Origin of the sequence: Ectopseudomonas khazarica, from assembly GCF_017915135.1 — a bacterium.
In the GTDB taxonomy this organism is placed as follows: Bacteria; Pseudomonadota; Gammaproteobacteria; order Pseudomonadales; family Pseudomonadaceae; genus Aquipseudomonas; species Aquipseudomonas khazarica.
The window spans coordinates 4,082,511-4,104,568 of sequence record NZ_CP068551.1 but is presented as its reverse complement, the minus strand read 5'-3'; the positions used below and the strand labels follow the sequence as shown (position 1 = coordinate 4,104,568).

The 22,058-nt window shown below is 63.7% G+C and carries 24 protein-coding genes and 1 tRNA gene; 19 read left to right on the top strand and 6 right to left on the bottom strand.

Annotated features, from left to right (window positions below):
- Positions 1–42 precede the first annotated feature (42 nt).
- The gene (locus JLK41_RS19350; protein ID WP_210389615.1) at positions 43–1,560 is read right to left on the bottom strand and encodes a leucyl aminopeptidase; all 1,518 of its coding nucleotides are present in this window, start codon (positions 1,558–1,560) and stop codon (positions 43–45) included.
- A gap of 143 nt (positions 1,561–1,703) precedes the next feature.
- Between JLK41_RS19350 and lptF the strand changes: the two genes are divergently transcribed.
- On the top strand, positions 1,704–2,828 hold the full coding sequence (gene lptF, locus JLK41_RS19345; RefSeq protein ID WP_037049636.1) for an LPS export ABC transporter permease LptF: 1,125 nt from the start codon (positions 1,704–1,706) through the stop codon (positions 2,826–2,828).
- Entirely contained in the window at positions 2,821–3,885 is a 1,065-nt protein-coding gene (lptG, locus tag JLK41_RS19340; protein WP_134676976.1) for an LPS export ABC transporter permease LptG, read from the top strand. Before lptF ends, lptG begins: the two co-directional genes overlap by 8 nt.
- 57 nt (positions 3,886–3,942) lie before the next feature.
- Here lptG and JLK41_RS19335 read toward each other — a convergent pair whose 3' ends face one another.
- The 3 genes from JLK41_RS19335 to JLK41_RS19325 form a co-directional block, all read right to left on the bottom strand.
- Positions 3,943–4,440 (bottom strand): RDD family protein, encoded by a 498-nt coding sequence (locus JLK41_RS19335; protein WP_210389614.1) that lies wholly within the window; start codon positions 4,438–4,440, stop codon positions 3,943–3,945.
- A gap of 165 nt (positions 4,441–4,605) precedes the next feature.
- Positions 4,606–4,818: a cold-shock protein gene (locus tag JLK41_RS19330; RefSeq protein ID WP_003298189.1), complete on the bottom strand. Its 213-nt coding sequence runs from the start codon at positions 4,816–4,818 to the stop codon at positions 4,606–4,608.
- Positions 4,819–5,152: 334 nt separating this feature from the next.
- Positions 5,153–5,237 (bottom strand) — tRNA-Leu (locus tag JLK41_RS19325).
- A gap of 203 nt (positions 5,238–5,440) precedes the next feature.
- Between JLK41_RS19325 and JLK41_RS19320 the strand changes: the two genes are divergently transcribed.
- The 7 genes from JLK41_RS19320 to JLK41_RS19290 all read left to right on the top strand — a co-directional run bounded on the left by JLK41_RS19320 (position 5,441) and on the right by JLK41_RS19290 (position 12,323).
- Positions 5,441–6,214: a substrate-binding periplasmic protein gene (locus JLK41_RS19320; protein ID WP_210389613.1), complete on the top strand. Its 774-nt coding sequence runs from the start codon at positions 5,441–5,443 to the stop codon at positions 6,212–6,214.
- Between the two features lie 34 nt (positions 6,215–6,248).
- Positions 6,249–7,292 carry a tRNA preQ1(34) S-adenosylmethionine ribosyltransferase-isomerase QueA gene (gene queA / locus JLK41_RS19315; protein ID WP_210389612.1) on the top strand — a complete coding sequence of 348 codons (1,044 nt, stop codon included), beginning with the start codon at positions 6,249–6,251 and terminating at the stop codon, positions 7,290–7,292.
- A gap of 20 nt (positions 7,293–7,312) precedes the next feature.
- Complete coding sequence (gene tgt / locus JLK41_RS19310) at positions 7,313–8,428, top strand: tRNA guanosine(34) transglycosylase Tgt (RefSeq protein WP_172979227.1); 1,116 nt, start codon at positions 7,313–7,315, stop codon at positions 8,426–8,428.
- A gap of 40 nt (positions 8,429–8,468) precedes the next feature.
- Positions 8,469–8,798 carry a preprotein translocase subunit YajC gene (gene yajC / locus JLK41_RS19305; protein WP_037049627.1) on the top strand — a complete coding sequence of 110 codons (330 nt, stop codon included), beginning with the start codon at positions 8,469–8,471 and terminating at the stop codon, positions 8,796–8,798.
- A gap of 68 nt (positions 8,799–8,866) precedes the next feature.
- Positions 8,867–10,735 (top strand): protein translocase subunit SecD, encoded by a 1,869-nt coding sequence (secD, locus tag JLK41_RS19300; protein WP_037049625.1) that lies wholly within the window; start codon positions 8,867–8,869, stop codon positions 10,733–10,735.
- Positions 10,736–10,744: 9 nt separating this feature from the next.
- On the top strand, positions 10,745–11,662 hold the full coding sequence (gene secF, locus JLK41_RS19295; protein WP_047587610.1) for a protein translocase subunit SecF: 918 nt from the start codon (positions 10,745–10,747) through the stop codon (positions 11,660–11,662).
- A 118-nt stretch (positions 11,663–11,780) separates the two neighbouring features.
- On the top strand, positions 11,781–12,323 hold the full coding sequence (locus JLK41_RS19290; protein ID WP_210389611.1) for a glycine zipper 2TM domain-containing protein: 543 nt from the start codon (positions 11,781–11,783) through the stop codon (positions 12,321–12,323).
- A gap of 46 nt (positions 12,324–12,369) precedes the next feature.
- Here JLK41_RS19290 and JLK41_RS19285 read toward each other — a convergent pair whose 3' ends face one another.
- Positions 12,370–13,572, bottom strand: a complete 1,203-nt coding sequence (locus JLK41_RS19285; RefSeq protein WP_179553486.1) for an ISL3 family transposase — start codon at positions 13,570–13,572, stop codon at positions 12,370–12,372.
- A gap of 121 nt (positions 13,573–13,693) precedes the next feature.
- Positions 13,694–14,509: a type III secretion system regulator SuhB gene (gene suhB, locus JLK41_RS19280; RefSeq protein ID WP_047587606.1), complete on the bottom strand. Its 816-nt coding sequence runs from the start codon at positions 14,507–14,509 to the stop codon at positions 13,694–13,696.
- A 136-nt stretch (positions 14,510–14,645) separates the two neighbouring features.
- On the opposite strand from suhB, the gene trmJ reads away from it, so the two are divergent.
- From trmJ to iscX, 10 genes are all read left to right on the top strand, one after another.
- Positions 14,646–15,434, top strand: coding sequence for a tRNA (cytosine(32)/uridine(32)-2'-O)-methyltransferase TrmJ (gene trmJ / locus JLK41_RS19275; RefSeq protein ID WP_080757017.1), 789 nt, complete (start codon positions 14,646–14,648; stop codon positions 15,432–15,434).
- Entirely contained in the window at positions 15,427–16,212 is a 786-nt protein-coding gene (gene cysE, locus JLK41_RS19270) for a serine O-acetyltransferase (protein WP_210389610.1), read from the top strand. Before trmJ ends, cysE begins: the two co-directional genes overlap by 8 nt.
- 136 nt (positions 16,213–16,348) lie before the next feature.
- Complete coding sequence (gene iscR, locus JLK41_RS19265) at positions 16,349–16,846, top strand: Fe-S cluster assembly transcriptional regulator IscR (RefSeq protein WP_037049610.1); 498 nt, start codon at positions 16,349–16,351, stop codon at positions 16,844–16,846.
- Positions 16,847–16,876: 30 nt separating this feature from the next.
- Positions 16,877–18,091 carry an IscS subfamily cysteine desulfurase gene (locus tag JLK41_RS19260; protein ID WP_047587601.1) on the top strand — a complete coding sequence of 405 codons (1,215 nt, stop codon included), beginning with the start codon at positions 16,877–16,879 and terminating at the stop codon, positions 18,089–18,091.
- A 71-nt stretch (positions 18,092–18,162) separates the two neighbouring features.
- Positions 18,163–18,549: a Fe-S cluster assembly scaffold IscU gene (gene iscU, locus JLK41_RS19255; RefSeq protein WP_017362576.1), complete on the top strand. Its 387-nt coding sequence runs from the start codon at positions 18,163–18,165 to the stop codon at positions 18,547–18,549.
- A 13-nt stretch (positions 18,550–18,562) separates the two neighbouring features.
- On the top strand, positions 18,563–18,886 hold the full coding sequence (gene iscA, locus JLK41_RS19250) for an iron-sulfur cluster assembly protein IscA (protein WP_021442761.1): 324 nt from the start codon (positions 18,563–18,565) through the stop codon (positions 18,884–18,886).
- Positions 18,887–18,895: 9 nt separating this feature from the next.
- On the top strand, positions 18,896–19,417 hold the full coding sequence (gene hscB / locus JLK41_RS19245) for a co-chaperone HscB (RefSeq protein WP_037049605.1): 522 nt from the start codon (positions 18,896–18,898) through the stop codon (positions 19,415–19,417).
- A 45-nt stretch (positions 19,418–19,462) separates the two neighbouring features.
- A complete protein-coding gene (gene hscA, locus JLK41_RS19240) occupies positions 19,463–21,328 on the top strand; it encodes a Fe-S protein assembly chaperone HscA (protein ID WP_210389609.1) in 1,866 nt (621 codons plus the stop codon).
- Positions 21,329–21,331: 3 nt separating this feature from the next.
- A complete protein-coding gene (fdx, locus tag JLK41_RS19235) occupies positions 21,332–21,673 on the top strand; it encodes an ISC system 2Fe-2S type ferredoxin (RefSeq protein WP_210389608.1) in 342 nt (113 codons plus the stop codon).
- A gap of 16 nt (positions 21,674–21,689) precedes the next feature.
- Positions 21,690–21,890 carry a Fe-S cluster assembly protein IscX gene (gene iscX / locus JLK41_RS19230; RefSeq protein ID WP_037049599.1) on the top strand — a complete coding sequence of 67 codons (201 nt, stop codon included), beginning with the start codon at positions 21,690–21,692 and terminating at the stop codon, positions 21,888–21,890.
- Positions 21,891–22,058 lie beyond the last annotated feature (168 nt).

The window sequence follows — 22,058 nt, the reverse complement described above, 5'->3', positions numbered from 1 at the left end:
GTCGATGTTCCGACGTGCCCCGATGGTTGGGTTGCAGGGCTGTTACTTGTCGCTTGCGGCTTGCGGCTTGCGGCTGCTGTCGCTGCGATCCAGCAGGTACTGGGTCAGCATCGGGACCGGTCGGCCGGTGCCGCCCTTGTCCTTGCCGCCACTGATCCAGGCGGTGCCGGCGATGTCCAGGTGCGCCCAGTGGAAGTTCTTGGCGAAGCGCGACAGGAAGCAGCCGGCGGTGATGGTACCGGCCTTCGGCCCGCCGATGTTGGCGATGTCGGCGAACGGGCTGTCGAGCTGCTCCTGGTACTCGTCGTGCAGCGGCAGTTGCCAGGCGCGGTCGTCGGCGCTTTCGCCGGCCTTGAGGATCTGCCTGATCAGGGCGTCATTGTTGCCCATCAGGCCGGAGACGTTGCTGCCCAGGGCGACGATGCAGGCGCCGGTGAGGGTGGCGATGTCGATCACCGCCTGCGGCTTGAAGCGCTCGGCGTAGGTCAGGGTATCGCACAGCACCAGGCGGCCTTCCGCGTCGGTGTTGAGGATTTCCACGGTCTGCCCGCTCATGGTGGTGACGATGTCGCCAGGGCGGGTGGCGCGGCCGCTGGGCATGTTCTCGGCGCAGGCCAGCAGGCACACCAGGTTGATCGGCAGCTGCAGTTCCAGCACGGCTTTCAGGGTGCCGAACACGCTGGCGGCGCCGCACATGTCGTACTTCATCTCATCCATGCCGGCGGCCGGCTTGATGCTGATGCCGCCGGTGTCGAAGGTGATGCCCTTGCCGACCAGGGCGAAGGGTTTCTCGTCCTTCTTGCCGCCCTGGTAGTGCATGACGATCATCCGCGGCGGCTGCTCGCTGCCCTGGGCCACGGCGAGGAAGGCGCCGGCGCCGAGTTCCTTGAGCTTCTTCTCGTCGAGGATTTCCACCTTGAGGTTCTTGTACGCCTTGCCCAGGGCCTTGGCCTCTTCGGCCAGGTAGCTGGGGTGGCAGAGGTTCGGCGGCAGGTTGCCCAGGTCCTTGGTGAAGGCCACGCCGGCGGCGATGGCGCGGGCGTGCTGCAGGGCGCGCTCGGCATCCGCCAGCTCGGCCTTGTCGACGGCCAGGGTGACTTTCTTCAGTGCGCGAGGATCGGCTTTCTTGCTCTTGAACTGCTCGAACAGGTAGCTGCCGTCGGCCAGGGTCTCCACGATCAGGCGCGCCTTGCCGTAGGCATCACGGCCCTTGACCTTGAGTTCGCCGAGGGCGAGCAGGGCGTCGCTGCCGCCCAGGCCCTTGAGCACGCCGTGCACGCTGGCAATCAGCTTGCGCAGCTGACGGTCGGACAGATCGCCCTTGCCGCAGCCCACCAGCAGCACGCGCTCGGCCTTGAGGCCCGGCAGGCTGTGCAGCAGCAGGGTCTGCCCCGGTTTGCCGGTGATGTCGCCACGCTTGAGCACGGCGCTCAGTGCGCCTTTGCTGGCCAGGTCCACCGCCTTGGCGGTTTCACTCAGTTTGCGGCCTTCGCCGATGGCGACGACCAGGGTAGCGGTCTTCAGGGTTTCCGGGCGTGTACTTTTGACGAGGAATTCCATAGTGAGCTGTCCCCAAGACAAAGAGTCAGGTTTGACGGATAATGTCCGCCATTTTTCGAGGGCTCACCCTGCGGTGGGCCGGCAAGTAGGTGCGGCTAGTTTGAGCGCTCGCGCCTGAGCCTGACAACCCTGGAGCGTCCGGTTTGATCGTCTTCCGTTATCTATCCCGCGAAGTGCTGGTAACTCTCAGTGCGGTAAGTGCCGTACTGCTGGTGATCATCATGAGTGGTCGTTTCATCAAATACCTGGCCCAGGCAGCGCAGGGGGTTCTCGACCCCGGCGTGCTGTTCATGATCATGGGCTACCGGATACCGGGCTTCCTCCAGCTGATTCTGCCGCTGGGCCTGTTCCTCGGTTTTCTGCTGGCTTACGGTCGCCTGTACCTGGACAGCGAGATGACGGTGCTGTCCGCCACCGGTGTCAGCCAGCAGCGTCTGACGGCCTACAGCCTGGCGCCGGCCCTGATCGTCGCCCTGCTGGTGGGCTGGCTCAGCCTCGGCCTGGCGCCGCAAGGCGTTGCCGGCGTGGCGCGAATTCTCAACCAGCAGGATGCCCTGACCGAACTCGACACCCTGGTACCGGGGCGCTTCCAGTCGATCCGCGACGGCTCGCGGGTGACCTATTCGCAGGAACTCTCCGCCGACCGCAGCGAGCTGCGTGGTGTGTTCATGTCGGAGAAGCGCTTCTCCACCGACGGCACCTCCGAGCGCGGCATCACCGTGCTGGTGGCTGAGAGCGGGCGCCAGGAAATCCAGGACGATGGCAGCCGCTACCTGATTCTGGAGAACGGCTACCGCTACGACGGCGAACCGGGTGAGGCCGACTACCGCGCCATCCAGTACGACACCTACGGCGTGCTGCTGCCCAAGCCCGAGGTCGCCATCGAGGCCAACGAGCGCGAGGCGATTCCGACCCGCGATCTGTTCGGCAGCGACGACCCGGTGCTGCAGGCCGAGCTGCAGTGGCGCCTGTCCCTGCCGCTGCTGGTGTTCGTGGTCACCCTGCTGGCCGTGCCGCTGTCGAAGGTCAACCCGCGCCAGGGGCGCTTCCTCAAGCTGCTGCCGGCGATCTTCCTCTATATGGCGTACCTGGGGCTGCTGATCGCCGCCCGTGGCGCGCTGGACAAGGGCCGCCTGCCAACGGGGCTCGGGCTGTGGTGGGTGCATGGCATCTTCCTGGCCATCGGTTTGTTGTTGCTGTACTGGGAGCGTCTGAGTCTGTGGTGGGCCAGCCGTCGTGCGGCGGTGTCGGAGGTGGCCCATGGCTAAGCTGGATCGTTACATCGGGGCGCAGGTATTCATCGCCATTCTCGCGGTGCTGGGCATCATTCTCGGCCTCGCGCTGCTGTTCGCCTTCATCGATGAGCTGGGTGACCTGAACAAGGGCGACTACGGTCTCGGCCAGGCCCTCTGGTACGTGCTGCTGACCGCGCCGCGCCGCGCCTACGAGATGCTGCCGATGGCCGCGCTGATCGGCTGTCTGATCGGCCTCGGTACGCTGGCCAGCAACAGCGAACTGACCATCATGCGTGCCGCAGGCGTGTCCATCGGGCGCATCGTCTGGGCCGTGATGAAGCCCATGCTGGCACTGATGCTGGTCGGCATTCTGATCGGCGAGTACGTCGCGCCACTCACCGAGAACCAGGCCCAGGCCGATCGTGCCCTGGCCCAGGGCGGCGGCGCTGCGCAGAGTTCCAAGCGCGGCATGTGGCATCGCCAGGGGCAGGAGTACGTGCACATCAACGCCGTGCAGCCCAATGGCGTCCTGCTCGGGGTGACCCGTTATCGCTTCGATGACGAGCGCCGGTTGCTGTCGGCCAGCTTCGCCCGTCGTGCCGAGTATCGCGACAGCCACTGGATGCTGCGCAACGTGCAGACCACTCTGTTGCACGAGGACCGCTCCGAAGTGGTCAAGCAGGACCAGGAGCGCTGGGATATCGAGCTCAATCCGGAACTGCTGAACACCGTGGTGATGCAGCCCGAGTCGCTGTCGGTCACCGGCCTGTGGCAGTACATCCACTACCTGGCGGAGCAGGGCCTGAACAATGCGCGTTACTGGCTGGCCTTCTGGACCAAGCTGCTGCAGCCGCTGGTGACCGGGGCGCTGGTGCTGATGGCCATCTCGTTCATCTTCGGCCCGCTGCGTTCGGTGACCCTGGGGCAGCGCGTGTTCACCGGCGTGCTGGTGGGGTTCGTGTTCCGTATCGCCCAGGACCTGCTCGGCCCATCCAGCCTGGTGTTCGGCTTCTCGCCGTTGCTGGCGGTGTTGGTGCCTGCCGGTGTCTGTGCGCTGGCCGGCGTCTGGTTGTTGCGGCGCGCAGGCTGAGTCAGATCCACAAAAAAAGCCGGTTCATTGAACCGGCTTTTTCATGTGTGCCATTGGTTATTTCTTGTGGACGTTCTTGGGTAGCTGGACGACGCGGCTGCCCGAGTAGATGTCGTGCCAGGTACGGCCCTGCTTGTCCCACAGCAGCCAGAGAAAGCCGAGCCCGGCGAACAGCCAGGAGCCGATCGCGACCACGAAGCGCAGCAGGGCCTGCCACAGGTCGATGGCACTGCCATCGGCATTCTGGATGCGCAGGCCCCAGGCCTGCATGCCCAGGGTCTGGCCATTGTGGGTCCAGAACTTGGCGAAGAAGGCGAACAGCGACAGCAGTGCCAGGCTGGCGAGCACCGGGTCATGGTCCAGCGCGCCGGCTTCGGCCATGGCTCTCAGCGTATCGCCGCCGTGGATCATGCGCAGGATGCCCTGCTGGTAGGCCAGGGTCACGACCATGACCAGGGCGACGCAAAGCAGGAAGTCGTAGAAGATGGCCGCCAGGCGACGAATCAGCCCGGCAGTGGGGAAGTTTCCCTGCGGGCGTAGCGTGTGTTTCGGCATGATGGGCTCGCTGTGACGAAAGTGCGCGCCATTCTAACCGCGAGCGGGCGGAGGGGATAAACAAGCGTTTCGCTGATCTGTTACCTGGCGCTGCAGGGCGCGGGCCCGAACGACAGGCATAAAAAACCCCTGATGAAGATCAGGGGTTTTTCAAAGCTGCGGCAATCAGCCCAGGATCTGAACCTGGTCGGCCTGCATGCCTTTTTGACCTTGCACAGCGACGAAGCTGACTTTCTGGCCTTCTTTCAGGCTCTTGAAGCCGTTGCCTTCGATCGCGCGGAAGTGCACGAACAGATCCGGACCGCTCTCGGGAGTGATAAAACCAAAACCTTTCTCGTCGTTAAACCACTTGACGGTACCGTTCTGACGATTCGACATGTCTTTTTCCTTGAAACTAGAGTTGATGACAGCCTCCGAGTATAGAGGGCTGAGACTGGTTGCAAGGAGTAATAGAAGTCGAGCGGGATGTAGCGGATCTAGATGATCTGCTGCACCAGAGTCACGATTCACAGCGACCCATGCAAACAGTTCGATCACTCTACGCTAACTTTTGCGCAATTGCCAACCCCTGCCAGGTACGTCGTCAGCCAGGTTTTACGGGGCCTGCCGAGGCGCTGGGAAAGTGCAGCGACAGCAGGATTGCAACAATTGCATGGATTGTTCGTGCAGAAATGAAAAAGCCCGCAAGACCAATGTCTTGCGGGCCATGTCGTGGTGCCCCGGGGGAGACTCGAACTCCCACTCCTTTCGAAAACGGATTTTGAATCCGCCGCGTCTACCGATTCCGCCACCGGGGCACGATGGCGGCGCAGTATAGGGACGCGTCTTGCGCTGGTCAATCGGCGCAGCTGTCGTGGCAACGCTATGGTTGGGACACTGTGTAGCAGCGCTGCATCTGACTTTTTATTGCGTCGGTGCTTAGAATCACGTCTGTCATCAAGCGCACCGAGGTGAGTGCTTATATAGGTGGCTTTGGGCAGTCCGGTCATGGAGGGGGAGTGTGGTCAGAGTCTTGTGCCGGGCAATTCTGCTGTGGCTGGCGCTCGTGCCCGTGGCGCGGGCGGAGGTGCTGGTCTATGCCGTCACCGATGAGAGCTGGGCGCCGTACTGGATTGTCGACGGCGAGCGGATCAGCGGCATCCTGCACGATTTCATGATCGCGCTGGATGCGCGCCTGCCGGACGACCTGCAGGCCAGCCACCCGCTGCCGCCGCTGCGCACGCAGAAGCTGTTCCGCGAGGGGCAGGTGCAGATCGAATGTTGCGTGAGCAAGAGCTGGCGGCGCGCTGCCGGGCAGGCCGAGGTTTCGCTCTGGAGCATGCCGGTGCTGGACGCCGAAGAGATGCTGCTCTTCGCGCCGGGCAAGGGTTTTCCCTTCCGGCGCCTCGAAGACCTGCGTGGCCGCTCCATCGCCACGGTGCGGGGCTACGGCTATGCGGGCAGCGAGTATTTCCAGCGCAACGATGGTGCCGATGCCCATGCGCTGATCTTCCGGGTCGCCCAGGGACGCAGTGAGGCCGGTATTCTCGACCGGCTGGAGTGGCGCTACCTGAGAAGCCGCGATCCTCAATTGCGGGCGCCGAGCTGGCAGGTGGAGGAGGGCGCCGTGATCAATCGCTCGCAGTTGCGTCTGCGCCTGCATCGTGACCACGCTGGGCACCTGACGGCGATCAACGAGGCGATAAGGGCCCTGCAGGAGGACGGTACCCTGGCGCGTATCGTTGCAGAGTACGCGCCGCAGGCTCACGTGGCCGGACAAGGGGAAATCCGGTAAGCTTTGCGGCCCTGCTGAAATACCCCGCCGAATCATGCGTGTTGCCGATTTTCACTTCGATCTCCCCGAGTCGCTGATCGCCCGCCATCCTCTGGCCGAGCGTCGCGCCAGCCGTTTGCTGCAGCTCGATGGCCCGAGTGGCGAGCTGCGTCATGGCCAGTTCACCGATGTGCTGGAGCAGTTGCGCCCCGGCGATCTCATGGTGTTCAACAACACCCGTGTGATCCCTGCGCGCCTGTTCGGCCAGAAGGCCTCCGGCGGCAAGCTGGAGGTGCTGGTGGAGCGTGTGCTCGATCAGTATCGCGTGCTGGCGCACGTTCGTTCGAGCAAGTCGCCCAAGCCTGGCTCGCAGATTCTCATCGATGGCGGTGGCGAGGCCGAGATGGTCGCGCGCCACGACGCCCTGTTCGAGCTGCGCTTCGCCGAGCCGGTGCTGCCGCTGCTCGAGCGCGTCGGACACATGCCGTTGCCGCCCTATATCGACCGCCCGGATGATGAGGCGGATCGCGAGCGCTATCAGACCGTCTATGCGCAGAAGGCCGGAGCGGTGGCGGCGCCGACCGCCGGGCTGCATTTCGATGACGAGCTGCTGGCGGCCGTTCGTGGCAAGGGCGTGGAGACGGCCTTCGTGACCCTGCATGTGGGCGCGGGCACCTTCCAGCCGGTGCGCGTCGAGCGTATCGAGGACCATCACATGCACAGCGAGTGGCTGGAGGTCGGCCAGGATGTGGTCGATGCGGTCACCGCCTGCCGCGCGCGCGGCGGTCGTGTCGTGGCGGTGGGCACCACCAGCGTGCGTTCCCTGGAAACCGCTGCCCGCGATGGCGAGTTGAAGCCCTTCAGCGGTGACACCGACATCTTCATCTACCCCGGCCGGCCGTTCCATGTGGTCGACGCCCTGGTGACCAACTTCCACCTGCCCGAGTCGACGCTGCTGATGCTGGTGTCGGCGTTCGCCGGTTATGCCGAGACCATGGCGGCCTATCGCGAGGCCGTGGCGCAGGGTTATCGCTTCTTCAGTTATGGTGATGCCATGTTCATCACCCGCAATCCCGCCGCGCGCGGGCCCGAGGTTTGAGTATGTCGCGCACCTGTCGCATGTCCTTCGAGTTGCTGGCCACCGACGGCAAGGCCCGTCGTGGTCGCCTGACCTTCCCGCGTGGCGTGGTCGAGACCCCGGCCTTCATGCCGGTGGGTACCTATGGCACGGTCAAGGGCATGCTGCCGCGTGACGTCGAGGGGATCGGCGCGCAGATCATTCTCGGCAACACCTTCCACCTGTGGCTGCGCCCGGGGATGGAGGTGATCAAGAAACATGGCGACCTGCACGACTTCATGCAGTGGCAGGGGCCGATCCTCACCGATTCCGGTGGCTTCCAGGTGTTCAGCCTGGGCGCCATGCGCAAGATCAAGGAAGAGGGGGTGTACTTCGCCTCGCCCGTCGATGGCGCCAAGGTGTTCATGGGGCCGGAAGAGTCGATGCAGGTGCAGCGTGACCTCGGTTCGGACATCGTGATGATCTTCGACGAGTGCACGCCGTATCCGGCCGAGTTCGACGTGGCCAAGCGCTCCATGGAGCTGTCGCTGCGTTGGGCCAAGCGCTCCAAGGACGCGCATGGCGAGAACACGGCGGCGCTGTTCGGCATCGTCCAGGGCGGCATGCACGAGGAGCTGCGCAAGCGCTCGCTCGACGGCCTCTGCGAAATCGGCTTCGACGGCCTGGCCATTGGCGGCCTGTCGGTGGGTGAGCCGAAGGAGGAGATGATCCGCGTGCTCGACTACCTGCCGCCGCAGATGCCGGCCGACAAGCCGCGCTACCTGATGGGCGTCGGCAAGCCCGAGGATCTGGTCGAGGGCGTGCGTCGCGGCGTCGACATGTTCGACTGCGTGATGCCGACGCGCAACGCCCGCAACGGTCACCTGTTCGTCGATACCGGCGTGGTGAAGATCCGCAATGCGGTGCACAAGCACGACGATTCGCCGCTGGACCCGACCTGCGACTGTTACACCTGCACAAACTTCTCCCGCGCCTACCTGCATCATCTGGACAAATGCGGCGAAATGCTCGGCAGCATGCTCAATACCATCCATAACTTGCGGCATTATCAGCGGGTTATGGCTGGTTTGCGCGAGGCTATCGGACAGGGTACATTGGCCGCCTTTGTCGAAACCTTCTATGCCAAGCGCGGCCTGCCTGTGCCGCCGCTGGACTGATTCCCGAACGATTCAAGATCCTTTCCATTAGGAGTGCTACATGAGCTTTTTCATTCCCGCCGCCTACGCTGACACCGCGGCTGCTGCCCCAGCAGGGAGCGGTTTCGAGTGGGTCTTCCTGATCGGCTTCCTGGTCATCTTCTATCTGATGATCTGGCGCCCGCAGGCCAAGCGCGCCAAAGAGCACAAGAACCTGCTCGGCGGTCTGCAGAAGGGCGACGAAGTGGTCACCAGCGGCGGCATCGCCGGCAAGGTCTCCAAGGTCACCGATGATTTCGTGGTGATCGAGGTGTCCGACACCGTCGAGCTGAAGTTCCAGAAGCAGGCCATTGCCGCCACCCTGCCCAAGGGCACGCTGAAAGCCATCTGATTCGGTTCATAGTTTCCATTCGACGGGGCGCTATTAAGCGCCCCGCGTCATAAGCGGGTGGCTCGTTCATGCTCAATAAATACCCTCTGTGGAAGTACCTGCTGATCCTGGCCGTGCTGGCGATCGGTCTGGTCTACTCCATCCCCAACCTCTATCCGGACGATCCTGCGATCCAGGTCAGTGGCGCCAGTTCGGCGCTGGCCATCGAGCAGGCGGATGTCGACCGTGCCAGCAAGGCGCTGCAGGATGCGGGCATCCAGGTCAAGGCCGCCAGCATCGACGAGCGTGGTCGCGGTGGCCTGATCCGTCTGGCCAAGCAGGATGACCAGTTGCCGGCCAAGGACATCGTCCGCCGTGCGCTGGGAGATGACTACGTGGTGGCGCTGAACCTGGCGCAGACCACACCCGACTGGCTGCGCAGCCTGGGCGCGAGCCCGATGAAGCTCGGCCTGGACCTCTCCGGCGGTGTGCACTTCCTGCTGGAAGTCGACATGGACAAGGCGCTGGATGTGCGTCGCAAGGTCTATGAAGGCGAGATCAAGAGCCTGCTGCGCAAGGAGCGCGTGCGCTACCGCAGCATGCCGGAAAGCAATGGCCGCATTCAGCTGGGCTTTGCCGACAGCGAGACGCTGGACAATGCCGAGCGCCTGATCCGCAAGGACTACAAGGACTTCGAACTGACCAGCGTCGAGCGTGGTGGTCAGCAGGTCCTGCAACTGGCACTGACCCAGGCCAAGATCGCCGAGATTCGCGAGTACTCGATCAAGCAGAACCTCACCACCGTGCGCAACCGGGTCAACGAGCTGGGCGTCGCCGAGCCGCTGGTCCAGCGCCAGGGTGCCAACCGCATCGTGGTCGAGCTGCCGGGCGTGCAGGACACTGCCGAGGCCAAGCGTATTCTCGGCAAGACCGCCAACCTGGAGTTCCGTCTGCAGGCCGAGATGGACGCGCCGCGTGGTGCGACCGAGGACTTCGAATTCCGCGAGGCCGGTCGTCCGCCGGTACAGCTCGAGCGTGAGCTGATCATCACCGGTGACCAGGTCACCGACGCGCAGGCCAGCTTCGACGAGAACGGTCGCCCGCAGGTGAACATTCGTCTCGATGGCCATGGCGGCGACCTGATGAACCGCGCCACCCGCAACAACGTCGGGCGCAGCATGGCGGTGATCTTCATCGAACAGAAGCCGGTCACCCGCTACGTGCGTCAGACCGTCGACGGTGTCGAGCAGGAGGTCGCCGTGCCGACCTTCGTCGAAGAGAAGAAGATCATCAGCCTGGCGACCATCCAGTCGGCGCTGGGTAGCCAGTTCCGCATCACCGGTCTGAACGGCCAGGGCGAGTCTTCCGAGCTTGCGCTGCTGCTGCGCGCCGGTGGCCTGGCTGCACCGATGTACTTCGCTGAAGAACGCACCATCGGCCCGAGCCTGGGTGCGGAGAACATCGCCAAGGGTATCGAGTCCACCGAATGGGCGATGATCTTCGTGGCGCTGTTCATCATCGCCATCTATCGCTTCTTCGGTGTGCTGGCGACCGTGGCGCTGGCGTTCAACCTGGTGCTGCTGGTCGGTCTGATGTCGGCGATCGGCGCGACCCTGACCCTGCCGGGTATCGCCGGTATCGTGCTGACCCTGGGTATGGCGGTGGACGCCAACGTGCTGATCTTCTCGCGCATACGCGAGGAGCTGGCCAAGGGGCTGCATGTGCAGCGGGCGATTCATGAAGGTTTCGATCGTGCCTACTCGGCGATTCTCGACAGTAACCTGACCACCCTGCTGGTGGGTGGCATCCTGTTCGCGATGGGCACCGGCCCGGTCAAGGGCTTCGCGGTGACGCTGTCGCTGGGGATCGTCACCTCGATGTTCACAGCCATCATGTTCACCCGAGGTCTGGTCAACCTGATCTTCGGTGGTCGCAACGTCAAGAAGCTGTGGATCTGAGGTGCAGCCATGATCAAGTCAACCATTCGTTTCATGGCGATCCGCAACATCGCCTTCGCAATGACCGTCGTGCTGACCATCGTCGGCCTGGGTGCGCTGTTCACCAAGGGCCTGAACTTCGGTCTGGACTTCACTGGCGGTACCCTGATCGAGCTGCAGTACGAGCAGCCGGCCGACCTGGATCTGATCAAGAACGAACTGGGCCAGGCAGGCTACGTCGATGCCGTGGTGCAGAGCTTCGGCGCCAGCACCGATGTGCTGGTGCGCCTCGCCGGTGACGACGCGGACCTGGGCAACCAGGTCGCGGCGGCGCTGCGCAAGGTGGACGCGGCGACGCAGTTCGAGGTCAAGCGTGTCGAGTTCGTCGGTCCGCAGGTGGGTGAAGAACTGCGCGACCAGGGCGGCATCGCCATGCTCCTGGCCCTGGGCGGCATCCTGCTGTACCTGGCATTCCGCTTCCAGTGGAAGTTCGGCGTCGGTGCCATCGCCTCGCTGGTGCACGACGTGGTCATCACCCTGGGGGTGCTGGCGTTCTTCCAGATCCCCTTCGATCTGACCGTGCTGGCTGCGGTGCTGGCGATGATCGGTTACTCGCTCAACGACACCATCATCATCTATGACCGTATCCGCGAGAACTTCCGCGTGCTGCGCAAGACGTCGCTGATCGAGAACGTCGACATCTCGATCACCCAGACCCTGCTGCGTACCATCGCTACCTCGTTGTCCACGGCACTGGCGCTGCTGGCGCTGCTGTTCTTCGGTGGTGACGTGCTGGCGGCCTTCGCGCTGACCCTGCTGGTCGGCGTGGTGGTGGGTACCTACTCGTCGGTCTATATCGGCGCCACGGTGCTGGTGTGGCTGAAGCTCAGCGTCGAGGACCTGATTCCTCCGGCGGTCGATGCAGAGGCCGACGACGGGCGTCCCTGATGTTGTGACGGACGTCTAGAAAGTCAGCGAAAGCCGCGGCAAGTCGAACTTGCCGCGGCTTTTTGCTGTCCTAGGCAAGGAGAGAGGCGCGAGTCGCCGAGCCTGGGAGACACATAAAATGAACAAGTCAATGTTGGTAGGTGCCGTACTGGGTGCTGTGGGTGTGACCGCTGGTGGTGCCGTGGCCACCTACAGTCTGGTTGATCGTGGCCCGGACTATGCCGAGGTGCTGGCTGTCACGCCGGTCAATGAAACCGTGAAGACCCCGAGGGAAGTGTGCAAGGACGTGACCGTCACGCGTCAGCGTCCGGTGCAGGATCAGCACCAGATCGCCGGTACCGCCATTGGCGCCATCGCCGGCGGCCTGCTGGGCAACCAGATCGGTGGCGGCAACGGCAAGAAGATCGCCACGGTGGCGGGTGCGGTTGGCGGCGGCTACGCCGGCAACAAGATTCAGGAAGGCATGCAGCAGCGTGACACCTACACCACCACAGAAACGCGCTGCAATACCGTGACCGATACCAGCCAGAAGCTGGTGGGTTACGACGTGAAGTACCAGCTGGGCGAGAAGGTCGGCAGCGTGCGCATGGATCGTGATCCTGGCAGTCGCATTCCGCTCAACGACAGGGGTGAGCTGGTTCTGGTGCAGCAGACCCAGTGAGAAAAGGCCGCCAATAAAAAACGCCCCTCGGGGCGTTTTTTATGGTTCATCGCGCTTTCCCGGGGAAGGCGGCCTTGATTTTCAGGAAGAAGTAGTCAGAGTCCCGGAAGCCATAGGCCATCCGCTTGATCACCTTGATGCGGTTGTTCACGCCTTCCAGGACGCTGGTGTGCAGGGGGAAGCGGGCGCTTGCGAGGATGCCACGGGCGTATTTGCGCAGATTCCGGGCAAAGCGTTGGAGCGGCGCCAGACCGCTGTCCCGAGCATGCCGCAGCCAACTTCGCCAGCGCCGCCAGCCCTCCCGCACATTGGGGGCGTACCAGACTTCCTTTAACGCATCCTTGAGCACGTAGACCGTGGCCAATGGCTGGTTGGCGGCGAGCAACTCCTGCAACTGCACGGCTTGGCCGTCCTTCAGGTTTTCGCGATTGCGCAGCAACAGCCAGCGGCTCTGCTTGACCACCTTGCGTGCCGGTTTGTCATCGCGCAGGAGATTGGCCTGGTCGACGCGGATACGGTCGATCACCTCACGCCCGTAGCGCGCCACCACATGGAACAGGTCGTACACCACTTCGGCTTGAGGGCAGTGCCGCTTCACCTCCAAATCGAAGGCGGTGTTCATGTCCATCGCCACCGCTTCGATCCGTTGGCAGCGCTCGCCCAGTAACTCAAAGAATGGGCGGATCGCCTCGCGGCTGTTGCCATGACCGACCCATAGCACCCGCGTGCGCTCGGCATCCATGATCACCGTGGCGTAGCGATGGCCTTTGTGCAGGGCGAACTCGTCCATCACCAGGCAACGCACATCACCCGGCTCGAAGGTGCCGACGGCGGCATCCAGCCGACGTTTGTCGAGTTGCTTGAGCGTGTGCCAGTGTATGCCGGTGAGGCGGCTGACGTGGCTGATCGGCAGCAGTTGCAGCAAAGCCTCGAGCCAGGCCTGCAAGCGCCGCGTCAGACGTGACGCCGGCTCCAGCCAGGCGATCCGCTCGGTCACCCGCCCACAGCGCAGGCAGTCAACGCGGCGCACAGGCACCTGGAGCAGAACGCGCTGATCCAACAAATCCCGATCGCGTATCCGACGCAGTCGGCGCTCGTGGATCAGCGGACAAGCTTGGCCGCAGCGCCCACATTCGGGGATGGCGTCGGCTTGAGGCTTGAGTTCGATCAACAGGATGTTGTCGGCAGAGGGGCGACAGGCGACGACTGCGTAGCCTGGCCAGAACTGGGCAAGATCAATAGGATGCACGGTGGCAGCAGGGCGTGGGGGTTGGTTCGTTTGGCGACTGCCAATTTACCCACTTCCCTGACTGTCAATGCGCTCTTCCCCCAGACTCCGCGAAGAACCTTTTTTATTGCGCAGCTGAAACTCAGCGCTTCATCGAGGGCGCCAGGTGCGGCTGAATGGCGGTCAGCACGGCCTTGAAGCACTTGGTGTTGCCGGCGACGATCTGGCCCTTCTCGAGGAAGTCGTGGCCGCCGCTGAAGTCGCTGACCAGGCCGCCTGCTTCCTGGATCAGCAGGGCGCCTGCAGCCATGTCCCACTCGGACAGGCCGAATTCCCAGAAGGCATCGAAGCGGCCGGCGGCGACGTAGGCCAGGTCCAGGCTGGCGGCGCCGGCGCGGCGGATGCCGGCGGTCTGGCCGGTCAGGCTGCGGAACATGTTCAGGTAGTTGTCCAGGTGGTCCAGCTGGCCATCGCGGAACGGGAAGCCGGTGCCGAGCAGGGCGCCGTCGAGGCTCTTGCGGTTGCTGACGCGCAGGCGGCGGCCGTTGAGGGCGGCGCCACGGCCACGGCTGGCGGTGAATTCTTCCTGGCGTACCGGGTCGAGGACGATGGCGTGCTCGAGGCGGCCGCGGTATTTGCAGGCAATGCTGATGGCGAAGTGCGGCACGCCACGGATGAAGTTGGTGGTGCCGTCCAGCGGGTCGATGATCCACTGATAGTCGGCGCCTTCGCCGCTACCTTCCAGCACGCCGCCTTCCTCGCCCAGGAAGCTGTGGGTCGGGTAGGCCTTGCGAATGGCCTGAACGATCATCAGTTCAGCGGCCTTGTCGACCTCGGTGACGTAATCCTTGGCATCCTTCTCGTCGACCGAGATGACATCCAGGCGCTCGATGGAGCGAAAGATCATTTCACCGGCGCTGCGAGCGGCGCGCAGGGCGATATTCAGCATGGGCTGCATGGGAGGTTCACCTGGGGCGTTAAAGAAAGCCGGCCATGTTAGCAGAAAACCTTTGTCGATGAAGCGCCGTCTGTATGCTGCATGGCATTAATCTGAGGGCTTGGGTAAGATCGTTGCCCCCTTGTCTTCACTGAGAGTGCCTGCGTTGCTGGAAAATATTCGCGTGGTTTTGGTCAATACCAGTCATCCGGGCAACATCGGCGGCGCTGCGCGGGCGATGAAAAACATGGGCCTGTCGCGTCTGGTGCTGGTCGATCCCGTGGATTTCCCCAGTGGTGATGCGGTCGCGCGAGCCTCCGGTGCCACCGATGTGCTCGATGCCGCGCAGGTGGTCGGTACGCTGGAAGAGGCGCTGGTTGGCTGCAGCCTGGTGATCGGCACCAGTGCGCGTGATCGGCGCATTCCCTGGCCGCTGCTTGATCCTCGCGAGTGCGGTGTGACCAGTTGCGAGCAGGCCGCAGGCGGCGGCGAAGTCGCGTTGGTGTTCGGTCGCGAATATGCCGGGCTGACCAACGAAGAACTGCAGCGATGTCAATATCACGTGCATATCCCGTCGAACCCGGAGTTCAGCTCGCTGAACCTGGCGGCGGCGGTTCAGGTGCTGGTCTACGAAGTGCGGATGGCCTGGCTCACGGCGCAGAATCTGCCGACCAAGGTGGAGAAGCTGGAGACCACGGCGGTGCTCAACTCCCAGGCGGCGACTGCGGATGAACTGGAGTCCTTCTACGGTCATCTGCGTCGCGTGCTGGTGATGATCGGCTTCCTCGATCCGCAGAAGCCCCGGCACCTGATGACTCGCCTGCGTCGCCTCTATGGGCGCAGTGCGGTGAGCAAGTTGGAAATGAATATCCTGCGCGGCATTCTCACCGAGACCGAGAAAGCCGTGCGCGGAGAGCCTCACAAGCAGGGGAAATCTGATGTTTGAACGCATGCGAGAAGATATCCAGAGCGTATTCCACCGTGATCCGGCCGCGCGCAATACCTTCGAGGTCGTGACCTGCTACCCCGGGCTGCATGCCGTCTGGCTGCATCGTGCCGCGCATTCGCTCTGGCGTTCGGGGTGGAAGTGGCTGGCGCGCGTGGTGTCCAACTTTGGGCGCTGGTTGACCGGCATCGAGATTCATCCCGGGGCCAGGATCGGTCGGCGCTTCTTCATCGATCACGGCATGGGCATCGTCATTGGCGAGACTGCCGAGATCGGTAACGACGTGACGCTGTATCAGGGTGTGACCCTGGGTGGCACCAGCTGGAACAAGGGCAAGCGCCATCCGACCCTGGAAGATGGTGTCGTGGTCGGTGCGGGGGCCAAGGTGCTCGGCCCGTTCACTGTCGGTGCCGGTGCCAAGATCGGCTCCAACGCGGTGGTGACCAAGGCGGTGCCTGCCGGTGCCACGGCGGTCGGCATTCCGGGCAAGATCATCGTCAAGTCCGACGGCGAGCAGGAGGCCAAGCGCCAGGCCATGGCCGAGAAGATCGGCTTCGATGCCTACGGTGTGGGGCAGGACATGCCGGACCCGGTGGCACGTGCCATCGGCCAGCTGCTCGATCACCTGCACGCCGTCGACGGGCGTCTCGAGGGCATGTGCAAGGCCCTGACGGCGCTTGGCAGCGATTACTGCGGCAAGGACCTGCCGACGCTGCGCGATGAAGACTTCGCCGACGTCTGCAAGGACCAGCAGGCAAGCGACAAGCCCGCTGCGTGATGCACGAGGGGGCGGCATTTGCTATCATGCCGCCTCTTTTTGCGGTCAATCCCGAGTAAATCAATAGGTCTTATAGTTGACTTAAATACTCGGGAATCGCATACTCCGCTGCAATTCAGTGATTCGTGGTAGAGCCATGCGACTGACCACCAAAGGCCGTTACGCCGTTACCGCCATGCTTGATCTGGCGTTGCACGCACAGCACGGTCCCGTTTCCCTGGCCGACATCTCCGAGCGGCAGGGCATCTCCCTGTCCTATCTCGAGCAACTGTTCGCCAAGCTGCGCCGTGGCAGTCTGGTGTCCAGCGTGCGCGGGCCGGGTGGCGGCTACCAGCTGTCGCGCGACATGCGTGGCATCCAGGTGGCGCAGGTGATCGACGCGGTCAACGAGTCCGTCGACGCGACGCGTTGCCAGGGGCAGGGCGACTGCCACGCCGGCGATACCTGCCTGACTCACCATCTGTGGTGCGATCTCAGTCAGCAGATTCACGAATTCCTCAGCGGCATCAGCCTGGCTGATCTGGTCGCACGCCATGAGGTGCAGGAAGTCGCGTTGCGTCAGGATCAGCGTCGCTGCTCCGGCAGAGGCACTGCACCGCATCTGGATAAGATTGAAGCGTCTGCCATCGAGTGAGCAGGGCGTTTGCCTGATAGGAGAAACCCAATGAAATTGCCGATCTACCTCGATTATTCCGCTACTACGCCGGTCGATCCGCGCGTTGCGCAGAAGATGAGCGAGTGTCTGCTGGTCGACGGTAACTTCGGTAACCCGGCTTCGCGCTCTCACGTGTTCGGCTGGAAAGCCGAGGAAGCCGTGGAAAACGCTCGTCGCCAGGTCGCCGAGCTGGTCAATGCCGACCCGCGCGAGATCGTCTGGACCAGTGGTGCCACCGAGTCCGACAACCTTGCCATCAAGGGCGTCGCGCACTTCTACAGCAGCAAGGGCAAGCACATCATCACCTCGAAGATCGAGCACAAGGCGGTGCTGGACACCACCCGCCAGCTCGAGCGCGAAGGTTTCGAAGTGACCTACCTGGAGCCGGGCGAAGACGGCCTGATCACGCCGGCGATGGTCGAGGCCGTGCTGCGTGAGGACACCACCCTGGTTTCCCTGATGCACGTCAACAACGAGATCGGCACCATCAACGACATCGCGGCCATCGGCGAGCTGACCCGCTCCCGTGGCGTGCTGCTGCACGTCGATGCGGCGCAGTCCACCGGCAAGGTGGACATCGATCTGGAGAAGATGAAGGTCGACCTGATGTCCTTCTCCGCGCACAAGACCTACGGCCCGAAAGGCGTCGGTGCCCTGTACGTGCGCCGCAAGCCGCGTGTGCGTCTGGAAGCGCAGACCCATGGCGGTGGCCACGAGCGCGGCATGCGCTCCGGCACCCTGGCCACGCACCAGTGCGTCGGCATGGGCGAAGCCTTCCGTATCGCCAAACAGGAGATGGCTGCCGAGAACCAGCGCATCACCGCCTTGCGCGACCGCTTCTACAGCCAGCTCGAAGACATGGAAGAGCTGTACGTCAACGGCAGCCTGACCGAGCGCGTGCCGCACAACCTGAACCTGAGTTTCAACTACGTCGAGGGCGAGTCGCTGATCATGGCGCTCAAGGACCTGGCCGTATCGTCCGGCTCGGCCTGCACTTCGGCTTCGCTGGAGCCTTCCTACGTGCTGCGTGCCCTGGGTCGTAACGACGAGCTGGCGCACAGCTCGATTCGCTTCACCTTCGGCCGTTTCACGACCGAGGAAGAGGTCGACTATGCCGCCGCCAAGGTCCGCGAAGCCGTGGACAAGCTGCGCGAGCTGTCGCCCCTGTGGGATATGTTCAAAGAAGGTGTCGACCTTTCCTCCGTGGAATGGGCAGCACACTGATAGCTGCCGAGGCGGATCGTTCGCTGAGCGCTCCGCCGGAGAGCGGTACCTGATGAGAGAGGAAGTACAACATGGCATACAGTGACAAGGTCATCGACCACTACGAAAACCCGCGCAACGTCGGCAAGCTGAATGCCGAGGACCCGGACGTCGGCACCGGCATGGTCGGTGCGCCGGCCTGCGGCGACGTGATGCGCCTGCAGATCAAGGTCAGCGAGAGCGGCGTCATCGAAGACGCCAAGTTCAAGACCTACGGCTGCGGCTCGGCGATCGCTTCCAGCTCCCTCGCCACCGAGTGGATGAAGGGCAAGACCCTCGACGAAGCGGAAAGCATCAAGAATACCCAGCTGGCCGAAGAACTGGCGCTGCCGCCGGTGAAGATCCACTGCTCCGTGCTCGCCGAGGACGCCATCAAGGCGGCCGTGCGCGATTACAAGCAGAAGAAAGGCTTGCTCTGATACGAGGTTTGCAATGGCCATCACCATGTCTGAAGCAGCTGCCCGCCACGTGCAGCGCTCCCTGGATGGGCGCGGCAAGGGCGAGGGCATTCGCCTCGGTGTGCGCACTACCGGGTGTTCCGGCCTGGCCTATGTTCTCGAGTTCGTCGATGAGCTGGCGGCCGAGGACCAGGTTTTCGAGAGTCACGGCGTCAAGGTGATCATCGACCCCAAGAGCCTGGTCTATCTCGACGGCACCGAACTGGATTTCGTCAAGGAAGGCCTCAACGAGGGCTTCAAGTTCAACAACCCCAACGTGCGCGGCGAGTGTGGCTGCGGCGAGAGCTTCAACGTTTGAGGCGCTCGCGTGGGTAATCCTTGTCATTTCGCCCTGTTCGACCTGCAGCCGAGCTTTCGCCTCGACCTGGAGCAGCTGGCTGCGCGTTACCGCGAGCTGGCGCGCCAGGTGCATCCCGATCGATTCGCCGACGCTGGCGAGCGTGAGCAGCGCCTGGCGCTTGAGCGTTCCGCCTGCCTCAACGAGGCCTATCAGGTCCTCAAGACGCCCTCGCAGCGTGCGCGCTACCTGCTGGCCATGCGCGGCCCCGAGCTGCCGCTGGAAGTGACGGTGCAGGATCCGGACTTCCTGCTGCAGCAGATGCAGCTGCGCGAAGAGCTGGAGGAGTTGCAGGACGACGCCGACCTTGCCGGTGTCGCCGTCTTCAAGCGGCGCCTGAAAACTGCGCAGGAGCAGCTCAACGAGCGCTTCGCCGAATGCTGGGACGATGAGGCTCGCCGCGAGGAAGCCGAGCGCCTGATGCGCCGGATGCAGTTTCTCGACAAGCTCTCTCATGAAGTGCGCCAACTAGAAGAGCGCCTCGACGATTAACCTGTGGGTTGCCTCGGCAATCCGCCTGATGATTTCAAGAAGACCATGGCCTTATTGCAGATCGCCGAGCCAGGACAGAGCCCGCAACCGCACCAGCGCAGGCTGGCGGTGGGCATCGACCTGGGCACCACCAATTCGCTGGTCGCCGCTGTACGCAGTGGTCTGGCCGAGCCTCTGGCGGACGATGAGGGCAGGGTCATCCTGCCTTCGGCGGTGCGCTACCACCCGGATCATGTCGAGGTGGGCGAATCAGCCAAGCAGGCGGCTGCCAGTGACCCCTTCAATACCGTGCTGTCGGTCAAGCGCCTGATGGGGCGCGGCGTCGCCGATGTGCACCAGCTCGGCGAGCAGCTGCCATACCGCTTCGCTGCGGGCGAGTCGCACATGCCCTTCATCGAGACGGTGCAGGGTGCGAAGAGCCCCGTCGAAGTCTCGGCCGAAATTCTCAAGACCCTGCGCCTGCGCGCCGAGCAGACCCTGGGTGGCGAACTGGTCGGCGCGGTGATCACCGTGCCGGCCTATTTCGATGATGCCCAGCGTCAGGCGACCAAGGATGCGGCGCGAGTCGCCGGTCTCAACGTCCTGCGCCTGCTCAACGAGCCCACGGCCGCTGCGGTTGCCTACGGCCTGGATCAGAAGGCCGAGGGCGTGGTCGCCATCTATGACCTGGGTGGCGGCACGTTCGATGTGTCGATTCTGCGCCTCACCGGTGGGGTGTTCGAGGTGCTGGCCACGGGCGGCGACAGTGCCCTGGGCGGCGATGATTTCGACCACGCCCTGGCTGACTGGATCATCCAGCAGGCCGGGCTGTCCAGTGACCTTGACCCGGCCACGCAGCGAGGTCTGCTGCAGGCCGCCTGTGCCGCGAAAGAGGCGCTGACCGACGCCGAGACGGTCGAGCTGAGTTTCGCCGAATGGCGTGGCTCGCTGTCGCGGGCGCAGTTCGAGGCGCTGATCGAGCCCATGGTCGCGCGCAGCCTCAAGGCCTGCCGGCGTGCGCTGCGTGATTCCGGCGTCGAGCTGGAGGGCGTCAGTGCGGTGGTGATGGTCGGTGGCTCCACCCGTGTGCCGTGGGTGCGCGAAGCAGTTGGCGAGCTGTTCGGGCGCACGCCGCTGACCAATATCGATCCGGATCAGGTGGTGGCCATCGGTGCCGCCATACAGGCCGACACGTTGGCCGGCAATCAGCGTGGCGATGGCGAGGAGCTGCTGCTGCTCGATGTGATTCCGCTGTCGCTCGGTCTAGAGACCATGGGCGGCCTGATGGAGAAACTGATTCCGCGCAACACCACCATTCCGGTGGCGCGGGCGCAGGACTTCACCACCTACAAGGATGGCCAGACGGCCATGATGATTCACGTGCTGCAGGGTGAGCGCGAGCTGATCGCCGATTGCCGCTCCCTGGCGCGTTTCGAGTTGCGTGGCATCCCGCCGATGGTGGCCGGGGCGGCCAAGATCCGCGTGACCTTCCAGGTCGATGCCGATGGTCTGCTCAGTGTCGCGGCGCGTGAGCTGGGCTCGGGCGTCGAGGCGAGCATTCAGGTCAAGCCGTCCTATGGCCTGACCGATGGCGAGATCGCACGCATGCTGCAGGATTCCTTCCAGAATGCCGGGGGTGACAAGGCTGCGCGTGCGCTGCGCGAGCAGCAGGTTGACGCCCAGCGCCTGATCGAGGCCGTGGAAGCTGCGCTGGAGGCCGACGGCGAGCGTCTGCTGGATGCCGAGGAGCGCGAGGTCATCGAGTTGCAAGTGCAGGAGCTGCGCGATCTGCTCGCGGGTAGCGATGGTCCGGCCATCGAGCGGCAGACCAAGCGCCTGTCGCAGGTCACGGATGCGTTTGCCGCGCGGCGCCTGGATTCAACGGTTAAAGCCGCGCTGGCCGGGCGCAATTTGAATGAGATCGAGGAATAACTGATGCCGCAGGTGATTTTTCTGCCCCATGAAAGGTTCTGCCCGGATGGCCTGGTGGTCGAGGCCGAGCCTGGCGTCTCCATCCTCGAGCTGGCCCATGAGCACTATATCGAAATGGAAAGCGCCTGTGGCGGCGTGTGTGCCTGCACCACCTGCCACTGCATCGTGCGCGAGGGTTTCGACTCGCTGAACGAGGCTGACGAGTTGGAAGAGGATTACCTGGACAAGGCCTGGGGGCTCGAGGCGCAGTCGCGTCTGGCCTGTCAGGCCATCGTCGGCGAGGAAGACCTCACCGTCGAGATTCCCAAGTATTCGCTGAACCACGCGGCCGAAGCGCCGCATTGACCCAGGAAACATGAGCATGAGTCTGAAATGGGTTGATGTGCTGGATATCGCCATCGAGCTGAGCGAGCAGAAGCCGGATGTCGATCCGCGTTACGTGAACTTCGTCGATCTGCACCGCTGGGTCGTGGAGTTGCCGCAGTTCTCCGATGATCCGCAGCGGGGCGGCGAGAAGGTCCTCGAGGCGATCCAGGCTGCCTGGATCGAAGAGGCCGAGTAGCGCGACGCCGCTCGCCTGCGGGGCGTGAAACCGCAGTTCCCGGTCGTCTGCCGGTCGCGGAGCTTCATCTCGTAGCGTTTACTTGCAGCTGGAGGCGAGTCGCCTGTGGCTGCCATCTCAGAACCCGCGTATAATTCGCGGGTTTAATTTTTCGCTTTAACCCTAAAG

Coding starts and splice junctions, on each gene's coding strand:
- yajC (WP_037049627.1), top strand. CDS start 8,469: ATGAGCTTTTTCATTCCCGCCGCCTACGCTGACACCGCGGCTGCTGCC.
- iscR (WP_037049610.1), top strand. CDS start 16,349: ATGCGACTGACCACCAAAGGCCGTTACGCCGTTACCGCCATGCTTGAT.
- suhB (WP_047587606.1), bottom strand. CDS start 14,509: ATGCAGCCCATGCTGAATATCGCCCTGCGCGCCGCTCGCAGCGCCGGT.
- iscA (WP_021442761.1), top strand. CDS start 18,563: ATGGCCATCACCATGTCTGAAGCAGCTGCCCGCCACGTGCAGCGCTCC.
- JLK41_RS19290 (WP_210389611.1), top strand. CDS start 11,781: ATGAACAAGTCAATGTTGGTAGGTGCCGTACTGGGTGCTGTGGGTGTG.
- JLK41_RS19335 (WP_210389614.1), bottom strand. CDS start 4,440: ATGCCGAAACACACGCTACGCCCGCAGGGAAACTTCCCCACTGCCGGG.
- queA (WP_210389612.1), top strand. CDS start 6,249: ATGCGTGTTGCCGATTTTCACTTCGATCTCCCCGAGTCGCTGATCGCC.
- JLK41_RS19350 (WP_210389615.1), bottom strand. CDS start 1,560: ATGGAATTCCTCGTCAAAAGTACACGCCCGGAAACCCTGAAGACCGCT.
- JLK41_RS19330 (WP_003298189.1), bottom strand. CDS start 4,818: ATGTCGAATCGTCAGAACGGTACCGTCAAGTGGTTTAACGACGAGAAA.
- JLK41_RS19260 (WP_047587601.1), top strand. CDS start 16,877: ATGAAATTGCCGATCTACCTCGATTATTCCGCTACTACGCCGGTCGAT.
- fdx (WP_210389608.1), top strand. CDS start 21,332: ATGCCGCAGGTGATTTTTCTGCCCCATGAAAGGTTCTGCCCGGATGGC.
- lptG (WP_134676976.1), top strand. CDS start 2,821: ATGGCTAAGCTGGATCGTTACATCGGGGCGCAGGTATTCATCGCCATT.
- iscU (WP_017362576.1), top strand. CDS start 18,163: ATGGCATACAGTGACAAGGTCATCGACCACTACGAAAACCCGCGCAAC.
- iscX (WP_037049599.1), top strand. CDS start 21,690: ATGAGTCTGAAATGGGTTGATGTGCTGGATATCGCCATCGAGCTGAGC.
- cysE (WP_210389610.1), top strand. CDS start 15,427: ATGTTTGAACGCATGCGAGAAGATATCCAGAGCGTATTCCACCGTGAT.
- hscA (WP_210389609.1), top strand. CDS start 19,463: ATGGCCTTATTGCAGATCGCCGAGCCAGGACAGAGCCCGCAACCGCAC.
- secF (WP_047587610.1), top strand. CDS start 10,745: ATGATCAAGTCAACCATTCGTTTCATGGCGATCCGCAACATCGCCTTC.
- secD (WP_037049625.1), top strand. CDS start 8,867: ATGCTCAATAAATACCCTCTGTGGAAGTACCTGCTGATCCTGGCCGTG.
- tgt (WP_172979227.1), top strand. CDS start 7,313: ATGTCCTTCGAGTTGCTGGCCACCGACGGCAAGGCCCGTCGTGGTCGC.